This window comes from Pelagimonas sp. KU-00592-HH (assembly GCF_040369695.1).
GTDB lineage: Bacteria > Pseudomonadota > Alphaproteobacteria > Rhodobacterales > Rhodobacteraceae > Shimia.
The window spans coordinates 151,376-170,661 of sequence record NZ_BAABWM010000003.1; the positions used below are offsets into that span (position 1 = coordinate 151,376).

The window sequence follows — 19,286 nt, forward strand, 5'->3', positions numbered from 1 at the left end:
CTCTCTTCCCGATCACACCAGGCGCGGGTTCGGCTTGGTGCCGTCGATGTCATATTTGGCAAGCGCCTCTTCCAGCACTTTCTTGGTAATGCTGCCTTCGCGGAACAGGTCCACCATGGCGGCTGCTGCGATGTGGTTTGCGTCCACCTCGAAGAAACGGCGCAGGTTTACACGGCTGTCCGACCGGCCGAACCCGTCGGTGCCAAGCACCGTGTAGCGGCCCGGAACACAGGTGCGGATCTGCTCTGCATAGTTCTTCATGTAGTCGGTGGCAGCGATGACCGGCCCCTTGGCCTTGGCAAGCTGCTCGGCCACGAAAGAGGTTTTCGGCTCTTCCAGCGGGTTCAGGCGGTTCCAGCGCGCCACGTCCTGGCAATCACGCGCCAGTTCGTTGTAGCTGGTCGCCGACCAGATTTCCGAAGTCACGCCGAAATCGGCCTCCAGCATCTCGGCAGCCTTGATGGCCTGAACCAGAATGGTGCCCGATCCCATGAGGGTGACGTGTTTCTTGGACGGCTTCTTAACCTCTTTGAAACGATAAAGCCCTTTGATGATCTCGTTTTCGACACCCATCGGCATATCCGGGTGGCTGTAGTTCTCGTTCATCAGGGTGAGGTAGAAGAACACGTCTTCCTGATCTTCGTACATCCGCTTCAGACCATGCTGTACGATGGCCGCAACCTCGTACTGGAAGGTCGGGTCATAGCTGACGCAGTTCGGGATGGTGCCGGCCAGGATGTGGCTGTGGCCATCTTCGTGCTGAAGGCCTTCACCGTTCAGGGTTGTGCGCCCTGCGGTGCCGCCAAGCATGAAGCCACGCGCACGGCTGTCCCCTGCGGCCCAGGCCAGATCGCCGATCCGCTGGAAGCCGAACATCGAATAGTAGATGAAGAACGGGATCATCGGCACGCCGTGGTTCGAATAAGCGGTAGCGGCAGCGATCCAGTCTGCCATTGCGCCGGCTTCGTTGATGCCTTCCTGAAGAACCTGACCGTTGGTCGATTCCTTGTAGTACATCATCTGGTCGGCATCTTCCGGCGTATAGTTCTGCCCTTCCGGGTTGTAGATGCCCACCGAACGGAACAGGCCCTCCATGCCAAAGGTGCGGCTTTCGTCCGGAACGATCGGAACCACGTTCTTGCCGATCTTCTTGTCACGCAGCAGCGTGGTCAGGATGCGGACAAAGGCCATCGTCGTCGAAATCTCGCGATCACCGGTGCCCTTGAGCTGGGCATCGAACTTCTCGAGTGCCGGAATTTCGAGTTTCGGTGCGTCGTGGAAGCGTTTGGGGAATTCACCACCCAGAGCTTTGCGACGATCCGCGAGATAGGCTTTTTGCGCGTTGTTCAGTTGAACGAACGGTGCCTTGGGCAGATCTTCATCACTTACCGGGATCTTGAAACGGTCGCGGAAGGCACGCAGTTGGTCTTCGGCGAGTTTCTTTTGCTGGTGGGTGATGTTCATGCCTTCACCGGCAGACCCCATACCGTAGCCCTTGACGGTCTTGACCAGAAGGCAGGTCGGGGTGCCCTTGGTGTCGCTGGCGCGTTTGAACGCCGTGTAGACCTTTTGCGGGTCGTGACCACCGCGGCGCAGCGACCAGATCTGTTCGTCGGTCCAGTCCTCAACCAGCTTCGCGGTTTCGGGGTATTTGCCGAAGAAGTGTTCGCGAATATAGGCACCATCCTTCGACTTGAAGGTCTGATAGTCGCCGTCCACGGTTTCATCCATCAGCTGGCGCAGCTTGCCGGTGGTGTCTTTCTCGAGAAGTTCATCCCAGCCCTTGCCCCAGAGGAGCTTGATCACGTTCCAGCCGGCACCGCGGAAGTCACCTTCCAGTTCCTGAACGATCTTGTGGTTGCCGCGCACGGGGCCATCAAGGCGTTGCAGGTTGCAGTTTACGACGAAGATCAGGTTGTCGAGACCTTCGCGCACCGCGAGGTCAATGGCGCCACGGCTTTCCGGTTCGTCCATCTCGCCATCGCCAAGGAAACACCAGACCTTGCGGTCGGCCATGTCGATGTGGCCGCGGTTGTGCATGTATTTCATGAACCGCGCCTGGTAGATCGCCATGAGCGGGCCAAGACCCATCGAGACGGTCGGGAACTGCCAGTAGTCAGGCATCAACCAGGGGTGGGGATAGGAGGACAGGCCGTTGCCGGCAACTTCCGAACGGAAGTTCTCAAGTTGCTCTTCGCTGATACGCCCTTCCATGAAGGACCGCGCGTAGATGCCGGGGATCACGTGGCCCTGGAAGAACACAAGGTCGCCACCGTGGATCGCAGACTTGGAGCGCCAGAAATGGTTTAAACCTATATCATACATAACGGCCGAAGAGGCGAAGGAGGCGATGTGGCCGCCGTATTCGCTGGATTCCTTGTTACGACGTACAACAGTCGCCATGGCGTTCCAGCGATTGATGGTGCGAATGCGCCATTCCATTTCCAGATCGCCGGGAAACTCTTCCTGATCATCGGCCGGGATGGTGTTCTGGTAGGGCGTGGTTGCCGAGAAGGGCAGGTTGGCCCCGGATGCGCGGGCCTGTTGAACAGCTTTATCCAGCAAATAATGGGCGCGTTCGGCACCGTCGCGTGCAATTACATCTTCGACGGCTTCTTGCCATTCACGGCTTTCAATTGGGTCGATGTCTTCGAATTGGGTCGCCATTCGCAGCGTCCTCCTCCTGATTGACGTGGCGTTTCTTGCTTATAGTTTAATATTAAACAATCTAGCTAGTCCACTGCTGACATAGCTGCCATGCGTCAGATGGGAGACTTGGTTTAGGGGCTGGAAAACAAAAAAGGCGCTGTGAAGACCGTCACAGCGCCTTTGATTTTTTTGATGTGGGGCTGTCTAGGTCGCCGAGTTGTCCTCATGTGGGAGAACGAGGTTCAGAACAACAGCACAGAGAGCTGTCGGTGCCACGGCTGACGTCATGAGAGTTTTGACCACACCGGGAAGATACTGAACCGCAGTGGGGACAAGGTTCAGACCCAGGCCTGCGGCCAGCGACACGGCGATGATCACCATGTTGCGGCGGTTCATCTGGACTTCGGACAGAACGTTCATGCCTGCGGCTGCGACCATCCCGAACATCACGATCACGCCACCACCAAGAACCGGCAGAGGCATCGAGGCAATGATGGCGCCGATCTTGGGAAGCAGGCCACAGACAATCATGATCAGGCCCGAGATGGTTACGACGTGACGGCTCATGATGCCGGTCATGCCAACGATGCCCACGTTCTGGCTGAAGGAGGTATTTGGCAGACCACCAAATACGCCCGCGACTGCGGTTCCCAGACCGTCAGCGTAGGTCGCACCTTGAATTTCGGCGTCGGTAGCATCACGCCCCGCACCGGCCTTTGCGGTTGCCGAAGCATCGCCGACGGTCTCGATTGCCGAAACCACGGAAACGAGCGTCACCGCAATCACGGCGCCAAGGCTGAACTCAAATCCATAGGGCAGTGGTGTGATACCCGTGACCCAGGATGCCTTGCCAACGGCGGCGAAATTCACCATGCCGAGGAAGTAGGCAAGGATATAGCCTGCGATCAGACCGATCAGGATCGCCGCATTCGAAAGCGTGCCCTTGGCAAAGAACTTTACGCCCAAGGCAACAATGACCACCGTCAGGGCAACCGACCAGTGCATTAGCGAGCCAAAGCTCTCTGCTTCCATCTGGAACTTGGCCGCGCCGCCAGCGGCATATTTGATTGCGACCGGGATTAGGTAGAGCCCGATGGCCAGAATGACCAGGCCGGTGACAAGCGGGGGGAACAGCCAGCGAAGCTTACCGATCACCGAGCCAAGTGCAAAGTGAATTGCCCCGCCGATAATGCAGGCCGTGAGTGCGACCCCAAGTCCCTGCGTGGCAGCCACACCGGCAAGAACGCCGACAAATGCAAAGCTCGTGCCCTGCATGATGGGCAGGCGTGCGCCGATCGGGCCCATGCCGATTGTCTGAAACAGCGTGGCAACGCCCGCGAATAGCATTGCCATCTGGATCAGGTAAACCTGCTCCGCGCCGCCAAAGGCAAGACCAGCGGCCCCGGCAACGATAATGGAGGGCGTCACGTTCGAGGCAAACATCGCCAGGACATGTTGCAACCCAAGCGGCACAGCCTGTGCCAGTGGAGGGGTGTAGTTGGGATCCTTGAGATTTGGTGTCGTCCCTGTCGTAGTCGTATCCATACGTTTTTCTCCTGTTGTATGGGGTGTTCGCCGCCTTCGTTTGACGTGCGGCTTTGGGTGATTTGGCCGGGTCGGGGACCCTGCCATCGGAGGCCTGCCACCAAAGATGCTTTTGACCGGGCGCGTGATAAGGCTGCGCAGATCCCTGGTAGCGGTGTCGACGCATCCTACAGCAGAGCTGTAAGCAGGACTTTCAAGGAATTCCTGAAAGTTCTCTTTGTGACTTGTGATGCGGCTTGGGGCAGGCCGGCCGAAATTTGGGCGCCGCGCAAAAATGTGGCCCCCTAACGATGGGGCAGGTGTTTACAAACTTTGGATTTTTTGTTCTGCGGGAGCCTTGGATTGGCTCGGATCAGACAAGCTCTTGCTGAATACGTTCCACCATGTGATCGATAAACAATCGGGTCTTGGGGTCCTGGTGACGGCGATGCGTATAGAGGCAGGCCATCTGGATGGGAATTGGGAGATTATCCGTCAACACGGGCACAAGAGAGCCGGACTTGAGGTGTTCGGCCACTTCAAAAACGGGTTTGAGAACAATGCCCTGCCCGTCAAGTGCCCAATTCGTCAAAACGTCTCCGTCGTCAGTTTCAAACGGACCCTTTACGGCAAATTTTTTGGTGCCGTCTTGCGTCTGGAGCTGCCACTGAAATTCGGGTGCCCCGGGATAACGAAGATTAAGTGCATCGTGCGTTCCGTTAATGAGGTCTTCCGGTTGCGTGGGCATGCCGCGTTCCTGAATATAGGCAGGCGATGCGCACAATATGCGGGGACAATCTGCAATTTTCCTAATGCGCAACGTACTGTCCTCGGGCAGACCAAGAAAAAACGCCACGTCCAGTCCCTCGGCGGTCAGATCCAGCTTTCGATCCGACAGGCGTAATCTCAGGTCAACAAGGGGATAGGCTTTCTTGAAGCTGGGTATATGTGGGGCAATCAAGCGGCGTCCTACCCCCAGTGGAGCGGCGACATACAAAGTGCCGCGCGGCGACTGGGTGACTGATGAGACCGCGGCCTCTGCCTCGTCGATGGTTTCGAGAATTTTGCAGGCGCCCGAGTAGAATATCTGACCCTGTTCCGTTGCATTCAACTGTCGCGTGGTGCGCATGAAAAGCCTGACCCCAAGGTATTCTTCCAGCTGGGAAATTCGCGACGAGGCCACCGCCGCCGAGATACGTTGATCGCGGGCGGCTGCGGACATGCTGCCCAATTCATAGACACGGACGAAGGTTCGGATATTGTCGAGGTAGGACATTTGTTATTTTTTGGTTTTCTTTGAAGCTGTTCGGGTTTTTTCTACGATAGCGGATAATCGTGTGTCACGTTAATTTGCGAAAAAGTCACGGAAGGGCCGGGTATGGATTTTGTGTTCCTGTGGGATTGGGTGGAATTCGCCCTGCGTTGGTTGCATGTGATTACGGCTATCGCATGGATCGGATCTTCTTTTTATTTCATTGCCTTGGATCTGGGTTTGCGTCGCGATGGTGAGCTTGGCGGGGCGGATGGAGAAGAGTGGCAGGTGCACGGTGGCGGGTTCTATCATATCCGCAAGTACCTCGTGGCGCCGGAGGCAATGCCTGAACACCTGACATGGTTCAAATGGGAAAGCTATTCGACCTGGCTGAGTGGTGCGGCGCTTCTGATGGCTGTCTACTGGGTTGGCGGCGAAATGTACCTGATCGATGCCACCAAGTCGGAGCTGAGCCTTTGGCAGGGGATCGGCATTTCAGCGGTTTCACTAACCATCGGTTGGCTGGTCTATGACCGCCTTTGCAAATCCAGACTGGCGCAGAATCCGACAGCTTTGATGCTGTTGTTGTTTGTGCTGCTTGTAGTCATGGGGTGGGGCTATACACAAGTCTTCACGGGCCGCGCCATGATGCTGCATCTGGGCGCTTTCACGGCAACGATCATGACGGCGAACGTGTTTTTCATCATCATGCCCAATCAACGGATCGTGGTGGCGGATTTGAAGGCGGGGCGAAAGCCTGATCCGAAGTACGGCAAGATTGCCAAATTGCGGTCGACGCACAACAACTACCTCACCTTGCCCGTGATTTTCCTCATGTTGTCAAACCATTATCCCTTGGCCTTCGCGACCGAGTACAACTGGATCATCGCCGCATTGGTATTCCTCATGGGCGTCACGATCCGGCATTTCTTCAACACGATGCATGCGCGCGGCGGTATGAAGTGGTGGACCTGGGGCGCGACCGCGGCCTTGTTTGCAGCGATCATCCTGCTTTCGTCGGCGGGGCCGGGGGGGACGGATTATGATGAGGAGGAGGCGCGGGCGTTTACGCCGGCGGAGGCGATTTATGCGGAAGCGGAGGGCTTTGAAGAGGTGATCGACATCGTGCTGGGGCGGTGTTCGATGTGCCATGCGAGAGAGCCGGGCTTTGACGGGATTGGCCATGCGCCGAAGCAGGTACTCCTTGAAACTCCACAAGAAATTGCTTTTCAGGCCAAGCGGATCTATTTGCATTCCGGGCTGAGCACGGCCATGCCGCCGGCCAATGTGAGCTGGATGGAGCCCGAAGAACGGGCGGCCATCGTGCGGTGGTTCAAGGCGGCGCAGCGGGGCTGAAACCCGCGTCGGTGCAACGTCGGTATTACGTCGGTATTACGGAGGTGCAGTATCCGTCTCGATGGGCGTTTACCGGTGTTTCCAAAAAATGAAGATATTGTAATTCACACATTTGAATGTCAGCATGTAGGCAATTCGCCTAGGTGAGGAGAGGATCATTCAAATGGCAATGACGCGGAGACAACTGCTTCAGGGGGCAGTTGCAGGAACGGCCCTGGCCGGCATGGGAGGCAAGCTGGCGCTGGCCTCGGATATGGCCGAGATCGGCAGCATGAAAATCACGACACTGTCGGATGGCAATCTGAACCTGCCGGGGGAATTCATTTTCGGGCCGATGCCGAAAGACAAGCTGGCGCCGATCCTTGCTGCGAACGGGATTGGCGACGGGCCGTTGACGCCTGAATGCAATGTAACGCTGCTTCAGGACGGTGAGCGCACAATCCTTTTTGATACGGGCTCGGGTCCGGCGTTTCAGGAGAGCGCAGGGCTTTTGGTGGACTCGCTGGACGAAGCAGGTGTGGCGGTCGAGGATGTGACCCACGTTGTCTTTACCCATTGCCACCCGGATCACCTTTGGGGCGCATTGGATGATTTTGACGATCCGCTGTTTCCTGAGGCCGTTCACATGATGGGGCGGTCCGAGTGGGATTATTGGTGGAACCCCGAGACCGTGAACACCATCGAGGAAGCCCGAACCACGATGGCCGTTGGGGCCAAGCGCCGGATGGAGGTTCTGGAAGACGCGATTACCCTGTTTGATGCGGGGCAGGAAATTCTGCCGGGGGTGATGGCGCGGGCGTCATACGGGCACACGCCAGGCCACATGGCATTCGAGCTGCGGTCGGGCAGCGAGAGCGTGATGGTTGTGGGGGATTCCATCGGCAACCACCACGTGGCCTTTGCCGCGCCGGGCTGGCATTCGGGGTCGGATCAGGACAAGGAGACCGCAGCGGCCACGCGGCAAAGCCTTCTGGACCAGATGAGCGCCGAAAAGACGCGGATCATCGGCTATCACCTCCCGGGCGGCGGCATGGGACATGTCGAACGCACGGGCGACGCCTATCGCTTTGTGCCTCAGGGGGCGTGACCCCGAACAGTAGACCTGTGCGCCTTGCCCGGATATGACGGGGCAGGGCAGACAGGAGGCCATCATGCAGGCAGTGATTTTCGATCTTGATGGAACGCTGGTTGATAGCGTCTGGGATATTCAGGCGTCGGTGAACCGCGTGCTGGCCGAGGAAGGCCAGGAAGCGCTTGATGTGGATACGATCAAGTCCTTTGTGGGCGACGGGCTTCCCAAGCTGACCGAGCGCGTCATCCTGCATCTTGGTTTGGGCATGGAACATCATGCGCGCCTAACAGCGGATATTCTGCAGGTCTATGAAACAGCGGACCTGACCCACTCGCGCCTGTATCCCGGAATCGAAGGGGCGCTGGCTGCCTTGAAGGCCAAGGGCTACCGGATGGGGGTTTGCACCAACAAACCCTTTGGCCCGGCGGTCAAGGTTCTGATGGCGATGGGGATCGATCATTTCTTTGAAGGTGTGATCGGAGGGGACTCGCTGGCGCAGCGCAAACCCGATCCGGCCCCGCTGATCGCCACGATGGAGAAAATCGGCGCCACGCAGGTGGTGTTTGTGGGGGATAGCGAGATTGACGGGGAAACGGCGCAGCGTGCGGCAATCCCCTTTGCGCTGTTCTCGGAAGGGTATCGCAAGCGCGAAATTGACGAGATTGCGCATAACGCGGTGTTCTCGGACTATGACGACTTGGTGAAAATCGTATCAGACAGCTTTGCAAACGTTGCCTGACGCGCCCTGTTTTGCCTAGTCTTGGGCAAAACAGGGAGTGAATGATGAAACAAGCGATGCTTACGGCGGCGATGGTTCTTGGGCTAGCAGGTGCGGCGATGGCCGGGCCGCCGGTTCTTGAACTTGCCGATCCCCAGCCGAAGTCGGTGAAATCCGGCCTTGCGGTGACCTATGCTTATCCGATTGATGTGAAGACCCTGAGCGATGCGCGCACCGCGTTGAAGAAAGAAGGCGTGGCAGGGCGCCCGCTGGCGGGGCTGGACTATCCTGATACTCGTGAAGGTGCCAAGGTCATGACCTCGGACAAGGCCTATGTGGTGGCAGCGCGGATCAACGGCTATATGAAGTTCGATGCGCCGGGTGTGTACGAGATCGAGATGTTCTCGAATGATGGTCTGGATCTGTCGCTTGGCGGGCAGCGGATTGCCAAGCTGGACGAGCGCGCGCCCTGTGGCAGCGCGGGGCGTCGCCGGGTCGAGGTCAAGGACGCCGGCTGGTACAAGCTTTCGGCAGTTTATTTCCAGCGGATGGGCACCAGTTGCCTTCAGATGGAGATGGGCAAGGACGGGGCGAAGCGAAAGCAGGTGTCCAACGCGGTTTTCGGATACTAGGGAGCGGGCGGCCGAAATGCGCCGCCTTTTTCGTGGCCGGCGGCTAGATCAGTTCCACGAGGGATTTGCCAAGCCTGAAAGGGGCTGCGAAGGCCACGAGGCATAGGGCGATGATCTGGAGCACGAGGATCAGGGCGTTGTCCTGAAGGAACTCCCATTCCTGTTTCAGCTCGCTGACCTGTGTGATCAGCTCGTCATAGGAATCGGCTAGAATCTGGAAGTCGGCGGCGATCACCGGCTGCGACAGGCGCACATTTGCGAGGGCGGGGCGGGTGATCGCGTCGCGCGGCTCGAAAGCCAGGAACTCGGCCGGATCAAAGGCGTTGGCGGTTTCCTGCATTTCTGGCATCTCGCTGCGCCCGACAAGAAAGTTCAAACCTTGCAGGGGGGCCGCGGCGCGGGTGACCGTCAGGAACAGGGGAAGGTCGCTGTTGCCTGCGGTCGAGGCAGAGAGGAATTCGACCTTTTCGCACAGGGTGCTGACATGGTCATCCGTGGCGGAGAGGCAGTAGCGCAGCCGGAAGCGGGCGGCGTCGGCGTCGAATTCGTGGCTGGCGGTGTAGGCGATGTCGATCTGGCGGTCGAGGCGGGCCGTGTCCTCGGTGTAGATGCCGGCGAGAATGGCAGTGACGGCGCCGATGCCGCCAAGAAGAACCCAGACGAGATCGGCGATTTTCCAGGCGCGGGAGGATTTTGGCAGGCGGAACAGGAAGGCTGTTGCGACGATCCCTGTGGCGAAACAGCCAAGGAGGAGAGGGAGTTGGTTGTCCACGACAAAGTTCATGCAGGCACCTGAGACGGGTTGGGTCAGGGGAGAGTTTAGGGAGCGGGGCTGTGCAGGGGCAACCGGCCTCACGCGGGTGTGTACTCCGCAAGAGGGGTGACGCAAATTCACGTCATTCTGTCGGCCTGCCACATTTGCGGCATATTCTTAAGGTATAAATTACCCTAGGTAAGAACAATTTTGAGGAGAGTGAGGGGTTACCTAGCAGGAAAGGAGCAGTCATGCTGGGACATATTAAGAAGCTATTTTCAGGGCGCGGTCGCGCTCCGCACCATGAACTTGGTCATCCCAATCCGCATCTGTCGCGTGATCCGCTGGATGATGAGATGGGGCTTGAGGAACTGTTCGAGGAATACGCCGAACACGATGAAGTGCCGATGCGGATGCTGCGGATGTCGCGGATGTTCGGGTTGAGCAAACAGCAGATCGCCCATCCCAACACGCAAGGGCGGATGCTTGTTCTGCGCTGCAACAACTGTTCGATGCGCGGCCGGTGTTTCAGGGACCGCGACCACAAGTGGACCAGCACGCCGGGTTTTGACAAGGAGCGCTGCGCCAATATCGAGACCTACCGCGAGATTGCGAAACGGGATGGCAACCGCGCGCCGATCAAGCACCAGATGTTCCGGATGCCAAAATTTCTCGGACGATCATAATTTCACCATAATCCTATGGTTGTGTAGGGCTGGGAAAGAAGACGTGATGATTGAGTAGTGACATGGTGGGACAAGAAACTGCATCGCGGGTTTGGGCCTGGTTCATCAAGCCGCTGGACAAACCTCTGACCGAAGAACAGGCGCGCGCGAAGGTGAGTCTTCATCGCGACACGCTGGGCCTTGGGGCGCTGATCGACGAATACGCCAATTCGACCGACGTAGCGCGCAGGCTGATGCGGATGGGGCACCTGTTTGGCCTTAGCAAACAGCAGATCGCCCATCCCAACACACAGGCTAAGCTGTTGGTCGAAAGCTGCAACACCTGCCGCAACCGCAGCCACTGTTTCCGCGACCGCAACGGCGCGCCGGTGGACCATCCGGGCTTTGACATCGAACGCTGCCCGGTGATCGAGACCCTGCGGGCGATCGCCAAACGCGACGGCAACCGGACAGCAATCCGCAACCGGATGATCTGAGGGTGTATTCCCGCAAACCGCAGCGACAATACCTCCAAGGTGTTCATTAAGCTGGTTTCTCCTTCAAGAACCTCTCTCTCGAATTGACGAGTGCGCACACAGTGTCTTGGTCGCGCCTAGTCAGTCGTATCCTCTAATCCCGAATTCGTTCCAAAGGGCTGGGTGAATTCGAATTTTCATTTGTGGATGCAAAAAACTCTCGCCGCGATGAGCCCAGAAGTAATTCCCAGTTTCAGGTTGAAAGCCTCCGATTAATCCGAGTTCGAATAGTTCTGTCAGGAAACGCTCTTCGTTCACATTGGGAATTGGGAGAGCCTTGAGAAGCTCGTCGGCGTCATCGTATGTCTTTTTTGTAATTCCTTTTCTAAGCGCATGAAGAATTGCTTTGCCGTGCACCACGCTAAGTTCATCTATAAGTTCTTTTGCAGATGCTCTAGAGTATTCGTCCAACGAGGCTTTCACTTGTTGTTCGCCAATTCGTTTTGAGTTTGGGTTCATTTTTGCGATAGCCAGCAGCAGCCTGACAACATCGCGCGGCCTACCCCAAGTGTTCGTTTTCAGAAATTCTGAAACGGTCATTTTGTGTTTTCCAAACGTCACGCTTCTGTCTACAAATTGAGAAACGTCTAATGGCGTTTGAGACAGGCCGTCCACCGAATGAGCTACTTTGAGATTAAAAACCTTCTCGAGAAGTGATGTTCCGTCCTCCCCGTCAATGTACCAAGTTAGGGCCACGTCTCGCCCATCGACAACCTTGCCGATTTCCGAATCAAAGTCGTTGATTAAATTGCGAATTTCGGGGCGAAGAGTACAAATAAAATGAAAATCCAGATCATTCTGGTTTGCAAAGTTATTTAATTCCCTGCAAGTCTTTACAATGTCTCTCACCATTGCGGCTCGAATACGAATTTCATCCTCTAGGGCGTCTAATTTTGAGAAAACGAGCTCATCAATAAAAAAGTACATTCGGTATTGAGCGCAACTCTCTACAAATAGTCTTCTAGCAACACGGTTGAACTCTTTAAGAGAAATTTCGTCAGGTTTCTCGAGTTTGGAAAGATCTACGCCGACTTCGGCGGCAATCGCGCCAGCGTCTGTACTTAGTTTGATAGAAAGGGAGCGTGTAAGACCAGCAAAAATATTCTGAAGGGGGGAGTGTGCAGGGCTTACAAAACGTGTGAATTTGTTTTGATAACCTGCTTCAAGTAGCAGGTTTCCAATTCGATTGAAGAACGTCCTCTCCCAAACGTCTCGAAAATCGTAATGGAGGAATAACTGCTTCGGGTTGGCCACGTCCGCCAAGCTGATATGGCTTTGAGTCTTGGAAATTTCGCTGTAGTCATCCGCGCGTAAGTCTTCTGCAAATCGAAAAAACAAAGTAAAATACCCGGATTGCTCCAATTCGGACGCGAGGCGCATCTGCACAGCCGTCTTACCTGCTCCCTTCCGGCCTACTACTATAAACCTACGATTATTTCTGAGCGATTGCATACTCAGAGAGAGAGGTACGACAAAGGTTTTGGAAAAAAAATCTGTTTCGTTCTTCGCTTCGTCAAAAGCTTCAAGGTCGCCAAAGTAAAGTTCTGATAGTTTCACGTTTCAACTCACAACTGCCTACGATGTTCCAGAAGCACGGATGCTTGGAACTTCTTCAAAACTAATTCGTTAAGTCGATTTGTCTCTATTTGGCGTCAGTAGTCAATGCAGAATTTCAGTTGCTCAAACATCCAGCTCCTCCACGAACTTCGCGTTCTCCTGAATATACTGGAAGCGCAGTTCGGGTTTCTTGCCCATCAGACGTTCCACGAGGTCTCCGGTTTCGCCCGGTTCGTCCTCGTCGATGGTGACGCGGATCAGGGTGCGCGAGGCGGGGTCCATCGTGGTTTCCTTGAGGTCCTTGGCGTCCATTTCACCAAGACCCTTGAAGCGCGAGACGTCGATCTTGCCCTTGCCGCCAAGGCCTTTTTCCAGCCATTCGTCGCGCTCGGTCTCGTCGATGCAGTAGACGCGTTTTGCGCCCTGCGTCAGGCGGAACAGCGGCGGGCAGGCGAGGTAGAGGTGGCCCTGATCGATCATCGGGCGCATCTGGGTGAAGAAGAAGGTCATCAGAAGCGAGGCGATGTGCGCACCGTCGACGTCCGCATCGGTCATGATGATGATCTTGTCATAGCGCAGGTCATCGACGTTGAACTTGGTGCCAAGGCCGACGCCAAGCGCCTGTGTCAGGTCGTTGATCTCGGCGTTTGAGCCGATCTTGGACGAGGCCGCGCCCAGAACGTTGAGGATCTTGCCGCGCAGGGGCAGGAGGGCCTGGGTCTTGCGGTTGCGCGCCATCTTGGCCGAGCCACCAGCCGAGTCACCCTCGACGATAAAAAGTTCGGTGCCGTCCCGATTGGTGGCGGAACAGTCGGTGAGCTTGCCCGGCAGGCGCAGCTTTTTGGTGGCCGATTTGCGCTGGGTCTCTTTTTCCTGACGGCGGCGCAGGCGTTCCTCGGCGCGCAGGATCAGAAAGTCGAGAATGGCACCGGCGGATTTGGTATCGGCGGCCAGCCAGTTGTCAAAGTGGTCGCGGACCGAGTTTTCCACCATCTTGTTGGCGGCCTCGGTCGACAGGCGGTCCTTGGTCTGGCCGACAAAGGCGGGATCGGCAATGAAGCAGGAGACCAGCGCACAGCCCCCGGTCATCAGGTCGTCGCGGGTGATCTGGCTGGCCTTCTTGTTGCCGACCAGTTCGCCGTAAGCCTTGATGCCCTTGAGGATCGCGGCCCAGAAGCCGGTGACATGGGTGCCGCCTTCGGGGGTGGGCACGGTGTTACAGTAGGACTGGGTAAAGCCGTCGCGCGAGGGCGTCCAGTTGATCGCCCATTCGACATAGCCTGCCTCGCCGAATTTCTCGCGGAACTCGACCTTGCCGGCAAAGGGCGCGTCGGCATAGGTCGAGGCGCTGCCGAGCACCTCGGTCAGGTAGTCCTTGAGGCCGCCGGGAAAGTGGAAGGTGGCCTCGGTCGGGGTTTCATTGTCGTCGATCTCGGATTTCCAGCGGATTTCGACGCCGGAGAAGAGATAGGCCTTGGAGCGCACGAGGGTGAAGAGGCGCTTGGGCTTGAAGCGGTGCGAGCCGAAGATCTCGGCGTCGGCGTGGAAGGTCACTGTGGTGCCGCGCCGGTTGGGGGCGCTGCCGACCTTTTCGACGGGACCCAGCGGTTTGCCGCGCGAGAACCGCTGTTCGTGCAGTTCCTTGTTGCGGGCGACCTGGACCACGAGGGAATCCGAGAGCGCGTTCACGACCGAAGAGCCAACGCCGTGCAGACCGCCCGAGGTCTGGTAGGCCTTGCCCGAGAACTTGCCGCCCGCGTGCAGGGTGCAGAGGATCACTTCGAGCGCCGATTTGTCGGGGAACTTGGGGTGCGGATCAATCGGGATGCCGCGGCCGTTGTCGCGGATCGTGACCGAATAATCGGCGTGCAGTTCCACCTCGATCCGGTTGGCGTGACCGGCAACGGCCTCGTCCATGGAGTTGTCGAGGATTTCGGCCACCATGTGGTGCAGCGCGCGCTCGTCCGTGCCGCCGATATACATGCCCGGCCTTTGGCGGACAGGTTCGAGCCCTTCGAGGACTTCGATGGAGGAGGCGTCGTAGGATTGCGATTGGGTCTCGGTCAGGAGATCGTTTGCCATGCGTCGGGCTGCTCTTCTTGGTGTTGATTGGGGGCCATTATGGCAGGAGGGCGCGGCATGGGGAAGGGGGCAGCGCGAGATAGCTGTGGAGGGATTGATTGCGGGCAGAAAAAGCCTGTCAGGCGAGGCCATGTTGACGTGCATCAATGCAGCGTCAAGGTGTTTGGGTTAGGGTGTGCGCGAGTTCAGAAAATTGGAGAATTACATGACCGCAACTTCTGCGAACACTTCCGCTGCATCGAAAAAAACCACCAACGACGCTGCCGAGGCACCTGTTGCCAATGGTGCGACCGCGCCTGTTGTGGCGGAAACCGCTGCGGAAGAACGCAAGGCCAACCCAAGCCCCGAAGAGGTACGTGCTGCGTTTGAAAGTGGCGAATACCCCTATGCCAAGAAGCTGTCACGCTCGACCTACGAGGCGCAGAAGGCCAAGATTCAGGCCGAGCTTCTAAAGGTTCAGCTTTGGGCGCAGGAAACCGGCCAGAAGTTTGTCATGCTGTTTGAAGGCCGTGATGCCGCCGGTAAGGGGGGGACGATCAAGCGCTTTACCGAGCACCTCAATCCGCGGATGGCGCGCGTTGTGGCGTTGAACAAGCCGACGGATGAAGAGCGCGGCCAGTGGTATTTCCAGCGCTATATCAACCACCTGCCGACCTCGGGCGAGATCGTGCTCTATGACCGTTCGTGGTACAACCGCGCTGGCGTTGAGCGTGTGATGGGGTTCTGCGAGCCGGGGGAATACCTTGAGTTCATGCGCCAGACCCCTGATTTCGAACAGATGCTGGTGCGCTCGGGCATCCGCCTTTACAAATACTGGTTCTCGGTCACGCAGGACGAACAGCGCCGCCGGTTCAAGAGCCGCGAGACCGATCCTCTCAAGCAGTGGAAGCTGTCGCCGATCGACAAGGCGTCGCTGGACAAGTGGGATGACTACACCGAGGCCAAGGAAGCGATGTTCTTCTACACCGACACCGCCGATGCGCCGTGGACGGTGATCAAGTCGAACGACAAGAAACGTGCGCGTCTGAACTGTATGCTGCACTTCCTGAACTCTCTGGATTATCCGGGCAAGGATCTGGATATCGCGCAGGCACCTGATCCGCTGATCGTGTCGACCGCGAGCCATGTCATCCATCGTTCGGAGCATATCTTGGGCACGGCGCTGCATCCGGATACCCGAAAGAAATAAGGGCTGCTGCTGCGCTGCTTCCAGAGGAGGGGATGTAGCGCGCTCTGAATGGGCAGTAGCTCGGAAAAGGCGGTGTTGATCGTTGGGATCAAGCCGCCTTTTTCTATGGGTGTATCCGAGGTGTCGAACCATCTGGATAATGCGAAGAGTGTTTCTCGCAAAGAGGGTGCTTGCCAGAATGTCGCAGGCCGCCTAAGGCTTGGCGTATGACGAGTTCTTTCACCTATCGCGATCATTCGCGCGCGGTATTGCGCCTTGGACTGCCCTTGATCGGAGGGCACGTGGCGCAGTTTGCCATTCATTTGACCGATACAGTCATGCTTGGCTGGTACTCGGTGGCGGCGCTGGCTGCTGTGGTGCTTGGCGGTACCTATTTCTTCGTGATTTTTATCCTTGAGTCCGGATTTGCCATTGCTGTTATGCCCTTGGTCGCCGAAGCCGATGCGGCGGGCGACGAGACGACGCTGCGGCGTGTGACGCGAATGGGGATGTGGCTGTCGGTGATTGCGGCCTTCGTGGCGCTGCCCCTGTTCTGGTTCTCCGAGGCGATCCTTTTGGCGTTGGGGCAGGATCCGGACGTGGCTGCAACGGCGCAGGAATACCTGCGTATTGCCGGTTGGGGGCTGGTGCCCGCACTACTGGTGATGGTGCTGAAAAGCTATCTCGCGGCGCTTGAGAAAACGCGCGTGGTGTTCTGGGTGACGGTTGCCGCTGCAGTGGCGAACGGGCTTGTGAACTATGCGCTTATCTTCGGCAACTGGGGCGCGCCCGAACTGGGCGTTGTAGGCGCAGCGATTGCCTCGCTGGTGGTGCAGGTGATCTCGCTTGCCGGGGTGATGATCTATGCGGCGGTTGTTCTTCCCGAGCATACCCTTTTCGCGCGTCTCTGGCGGCCGGACTGGGAGGCGTTTGCCCATGTGTTCCGGCTTGGCCTGCCTATCGGGATCACCAACCTTGCGGAAGTGGGGCTGTTCGCGGCCTCGTCGTTGATGATGGGTTGGCTTGGGACGATCCAGCTTGCAGCACATGGGATCGCGCTTCAGCTGGCATCGCTGACATTCATGGTGCACCTCGGGCTGTCGAATGCGGCGACGGTGCGGGCCGGGAACGCGATTGGGCGCAAGGATGCCGAACACCTTGCCAAGGGCGCGCAGGTGGCGATCCTGATGTCCTTTGCGACGGCTGTTTGTGCTGTTGTCGTGTTTCTGAGCTATCCGGAGTTCCTTTTGGGGCTGTTCCTTAATCCGGATGAGCCGAACCGGATGGTGATCCTGACCGCGGGTGTGGCGCTGTTGTATATGGCGGCGCTGTTCCAGATCGTGGACGGGGCGCAGGTGATGGCGCTGGGCCTGTTGCGCGGCGTTAAGGACACACGGGCACCGATGATCATTGCCGCGATCAGCTATTGGATCATCGGGGTGCCCTGCGGCTATGTCCTCGGGTTCTCGCTGGGCTGGGGCGGTGTTGGCGTCTGGCTAGGGCTGGTGGTTGGCCTGACGGCGGCGTCGATCCTGCTGATGTGGCGTTTCTGGGGGCCGAAACTGTCTACGCTCAGGCGGCAGTTTGCGGCCTGAGCGCTTTCGAGCATTGGGACGAAGGGATTACTGACCGCCCTTGAGCAGGCGGTCGGCCTTTTTGCGGACAAGGACCGAGCGCAGATCGTGCATGGCAAGCAAAAGCGCGTCGGTGACGTCTTCCAGCTGTTCCTCGGTGGCGCGGGACTGGGCCCATTGCGTGGTGAGGTTCATGTAGTCGACGGCGCGGTGGATGTCGTCGATGTCGCGATGCGCAAGCACCTCCTGACGTTCCTGCATCCAGTCGCGGATGACCTCAAGGTCGTCATTTGACAGGATGCGGTCACCGTGCGGCTTGATCTCGCCGTTGCGGATGTTGACCACCGCGATCTGATCCATGTCGATGCGGCGCTGGCGGTTCTGCGTGTCGACGCGAAAGACCAGTGCCCCGTTTTCACGAACCCGGAAGTAATATTCAGGCAGATCAGCGGACATCCACGTTCCTCAGGTCAGTGACGCGCAGAACGCCTGGATACGTTCGCAGGCGGTCTTGAGGGCGTCGTCAGAGGTAGCGTAGCTGACGCGGAAGTTTGGCGAAAGGCCGAATGCCGCGCCGAAGACCACGGCCACCTCTGCCTCTTCCAGAAGAGCGGTGGCGAAGGCCTCGTCGTTTTCAATCTTTGTGCCGGCCGGGGTGGTCTTGCCGATCAGGCCCGCGATGGAGGGGTAGACATAGAAGGCGCCTTCGGGGTTCGGGCAGGTGATGCCGTCGATTGCCGAAAGCATGGAGACCACGAGATCGCGGCGGCGTGCAAAGATCTTGGCGTTGTCGGCGAGGTAGTCCTGTTGTCCATTCAGCGCTTCGACAGCGGCCCATTGCGAGACCGTGCAGGGGTTCGATGTCGACTGCGACTGGATCTTGCGCATGGCGGCGATCAGGTCTGCGGGACCGGCGGCATAGCCAATGCGCCAGCCGGTCATGGCATAGGCCTTGGAGACGCCGTTGCAGGTGAGGGTGCGGTCGTAGAGCGCGGGTTCGACCTCGGCCGGGGTGCAGAATTCGAAATCGTCATAGGCGAGGTGTTCGTACATGTCGTCGGTCATCACCCAGACATGCGGGTGGCGCATGAGGACGTCGGTGAGGCCCTTGAGTTCTTCACGGCTGTAGCCAGCGCCGGTGGGGTTCGAGGGCGAGTTGAAGATCAGCCACTTGGTCTTGGGCGTGATCGCCGCCTCGAGTTGCTCTGGCGTCAGCTTGAAGTTATTTTCCAGCGTTGCGGTGGCGATGACGGGTTCGCCGCCCGCCAGCAGGACCATGTCGGGGTAGGACACCCAGTAGGGGGCGGGGATCACCACTTCGTCGCCCGGATTCAGGGTCGCGACGAGGGCGTTGTAGAGGATCTGCTTGCCGCCGGTGCCGACGCTCACCTGCTTGGGTTCATATGTCAGACCGTTCTCGCGTTCGAACTTGGCGCAGATCGCGGCCTTGAGTTCGGGAATGCCGTCAACGGCGGTGTATTTCGTCTTGCCCGCGTTGATTGCCGCGATGGCCGCGTCCTTGATGTTTTGCGGCGTGTCGAAGTCGGGTTCCCCCGCGCCAAGGCCGATGACGTCACGCCCGGCAGCCTTCATCTCGCCTGCCTTGGTGGTGACGGCGATGGTGGGCGAAGGTTTTACGCGGGAAAGTGTCGCGGACAGGAAAGTCATCGGGAACCTCGTTTGTATTCAATCTGTGCATGTCTTAGGGTGCCGCCGGACACCGTTCAAGCATGATCGAAGCAAAGGA

At 57.9% G+C, this 19,286-nt stretch carries 16 protein-coding genes; 8 read left to right on the plus strand and 8 right to left on the minus strand.

What is annotated here, in order from left to right; all coding sequences use genetic code 11:
• Window positions 1–12 precede the first annotated feature (12 nt).
• From aceE to ABWV42_RS13110, 3 genes are all read right to left on the minus strand, one after another.
• Window positions 13–2,667 (minus strand): pyruvate dehydrogenase (acetyl-transferring), homodimeric type, encoded by a 2,655-nt coding sequence (gene aceE / locus ABWV42_RS13100; RefSeq protein WP_353340534.1) that lies wholly within the window; start codon window positions 2,665–2,667, stop codon window positions 13–15.
• 186 nt (window positions 2,668–2,853) lie between these two features.
• On the minus strand, window positions 2,854–4,194 hold the full coding sequence (locus ABWV42_RS13105) for a uracil-xanthine permease family protein (RefSeq protein ID WP_353340535.1): 1,341 nt from the start codon (window positions 4,192–4,194) through the stop codon (window positions 2,854–2,856).
• 352 nt (window positions 4,195–4,546) lie between these two features.
• A complete protein-coding gene (locus tag ABWV42_RS13110) occupies window positions 4,547–5,449 on the minus strand; it encodes a LysR family transcriptional regulator (protein WP_255105923.1) in 903 nt (300 codons plus the stop codon).
• A gap of 102 nt (window positions 5,450–5,551) precedes the next feature.
• Here ABWV42_RS13110 and ABWV42_RS13115 point away from each other — a divergent pair, with 102 nt between their 5' ends.
• The 4 genes from ABWV42_RS13115 to ABWV42_RS13130 all read left to right on the plus strand — a co-directional run bounded on the left by ABWV42_RS13115 (window position 5,552) and on the right by ABWV42_RS13130 (window position 9,203).
• On the plus strand, window positions 5,552–6,781 hold the full coding sequence (locus ABWV42_RS13115) for a urate hydroxylase PuuD (RefSeq protein ID WP_353340537.1): 1,230 nt from the start codon (window positions 5,552–5,554) through the stop codon (window positions 6,779–6,781).
• Between the two features lie 163 nt (window positions 6,782–6,944).
• The gene (locus ABWV42_RS13120) at window positions 6,945–7,868 is read left to right on the plus strand and encodes an MBL fold metallo-hydrolase (RefSeq protein ID WP_502930965.1); all 924 of its coding nucleotides are present in this window, start codon (window positions 6,945–6,947) and stop codon (window positions 7,866–7,868) included.
• A gap of 64 nt (window positions 7,869–7,932) precedes the next feature.
• Window positions 7,933–8,592: a phosphoglycolate phosphatase gene (gene gph, locus ABWV42_RS13125; protein WP_353340539.1), complete on the plus strand. Its 660-nt coding sequence runs from the start codon at window positions 7,933–7,935 to the stop codon at window positions 8,590–8,592.
• Window positions 8,593–8,636: 44 nt separating this feature from the next.
• Window positions 8,637–9,203, plus strand: coding sequence for a PA14 domain-containing protein (locus tag ABWV42_RS13130; RefSeq protein WP_353340540.1), 567 nt, complete (start codon window positions 8,637–8,639; stop codon window positions 9,201–9,203).
• A gap of 43 nt (window positions 9,204–9,246) precedes the next feature.
• Here the strand turns inward: ABWV42_RS13130 and ABWV42_RS13135 are convergent, their stop codons facing one another.
• Window positions 9,247–9,987, minus strand: coding sequence for a hypothetical protein (locus ABWV42_RS13135; RefSeq protein WP_353340541.1), 741 nt, complete (start codon window positions 9,985–9,987; stop codon window positions 9,247–9,249).
• 221 nt (window positions 9,988–10,208) lie between these two features.
• On the opposite strand from ABWV42_RS13135, the gene ABWV42_RS13140 reads away from it, so the two are divergent.
• Together ABWV42_RS13140 and ABWV42_RS13145 are read left to right on the plus strand one after the other, a co-directional pair.
• The gene (locus tag ABWV42_RS13140; RefSeq protein WP_353340543.1) at window positions 10,209–10,643 is read left to right on the plus strand and encodes a hypothetical protein; all 435 of its coding nucleotides are present in this window, start codon (window positions 10,209–10,211) and stop codon (window positions 10,641–10,643) included.
• Between the two features lie 62 nt (window positions 10,644–10,705).
• Window positions 10,706–11,119, plus strand: a complete 414-nt coding sequence (locus ABWV42_RS13145) for a hypothetical protein (RefSeq protein WP_255105943.1) — start codon at window positions 10,706–10,708, stop codon at window positions 11,117–11,119.
• 120 nt (window positions 11,120–11,239) lie between these two features.
• Here the strand turns inward: ABWV42_RS13145 and ABWV42_RS13150 are convergent, their stop codons facing one another.
• Window positions 11,240–12,715: a P-loop ATPase, Sll1717 family gene (locus ABWV42_RS13150; RefSeq protein ID WP_353340544.1), complete on the minus strand. Its 1,476-nt coding sequence runs from the start codon at window positions 12,713–12,715 to the stop codon at window positions 11,240–11,242.
• Between the two features lie 123 nt (window positions 12,716–12,838).
• A complete protein-coding gene (parE, locus tag ABWV42_RS13155; protein WP_353340546.1) occupies window positions 12,839–14,797 on the minus strand; it encodes a DNA topoisomerase IV subunit B in 1,959 nt (652 codons plus the stop codon).
• Window positions 14,798–15,002: 205 nt separating this feature from the next.
• On the opposite strand from parE, the gene ppk2 reads away from it, so the two are divergent.
• Window positions 15,003–15,986 (plus strand): polyphosphate kinase 2, encoded by a 984-nt coding sequence (gene ppk2, locus ABWV42_RS13160; RefSeq protein WP_353340548.1) that lies wholly within the window; start codon window positions 15,003–15,005, stop codon window positions 15,984–15,986.
• 206 nt (window positions 15,987–16,192) lie between these two features.
• Window positions 16,193–17,560: an MATE family efflux transporter gene (locus ABWV42_RS13165; protein ID WP_255105952.1), complete on the plus strand. Its 1,368-nt coding sequence runs from the start codon at window positions 16,193–16,195 to the stop codon at window positions 17,558–17,560.
• 27 nt (window positions 17,561–17,587) lie between these two features.
• Here ABWV42_RS13165 and ABWV42_RS13170 read toward each other — a convergent pair whose 3' ends face one another.
• Window positions 17,588–17,995, minus strand: coding sequence for a hypothetical protein (locus tag ABWV42_RS13170; protein WP_353340549.1), 408 nt, complete (start codon window positions 17,993–17,995; stop codon window positions 17,588–17,590).
• 9 nt (window positions 17,996–18,004) lie between these two features.
• Window positions 18,005–19,207, minus strand: a complete 1,203-nt coding sequence (locus tag ABWV42_RS13175) for a pyridoxal phosphate-dependent aminotransferase (RefSeq protein ID WP_353340550.1) — start codon at window positions 19,205–19,207, stop codon at window positions 18,005–18,007.
• Window positions 19,208–19,286 lie beyond the last annotated feature (79 nt).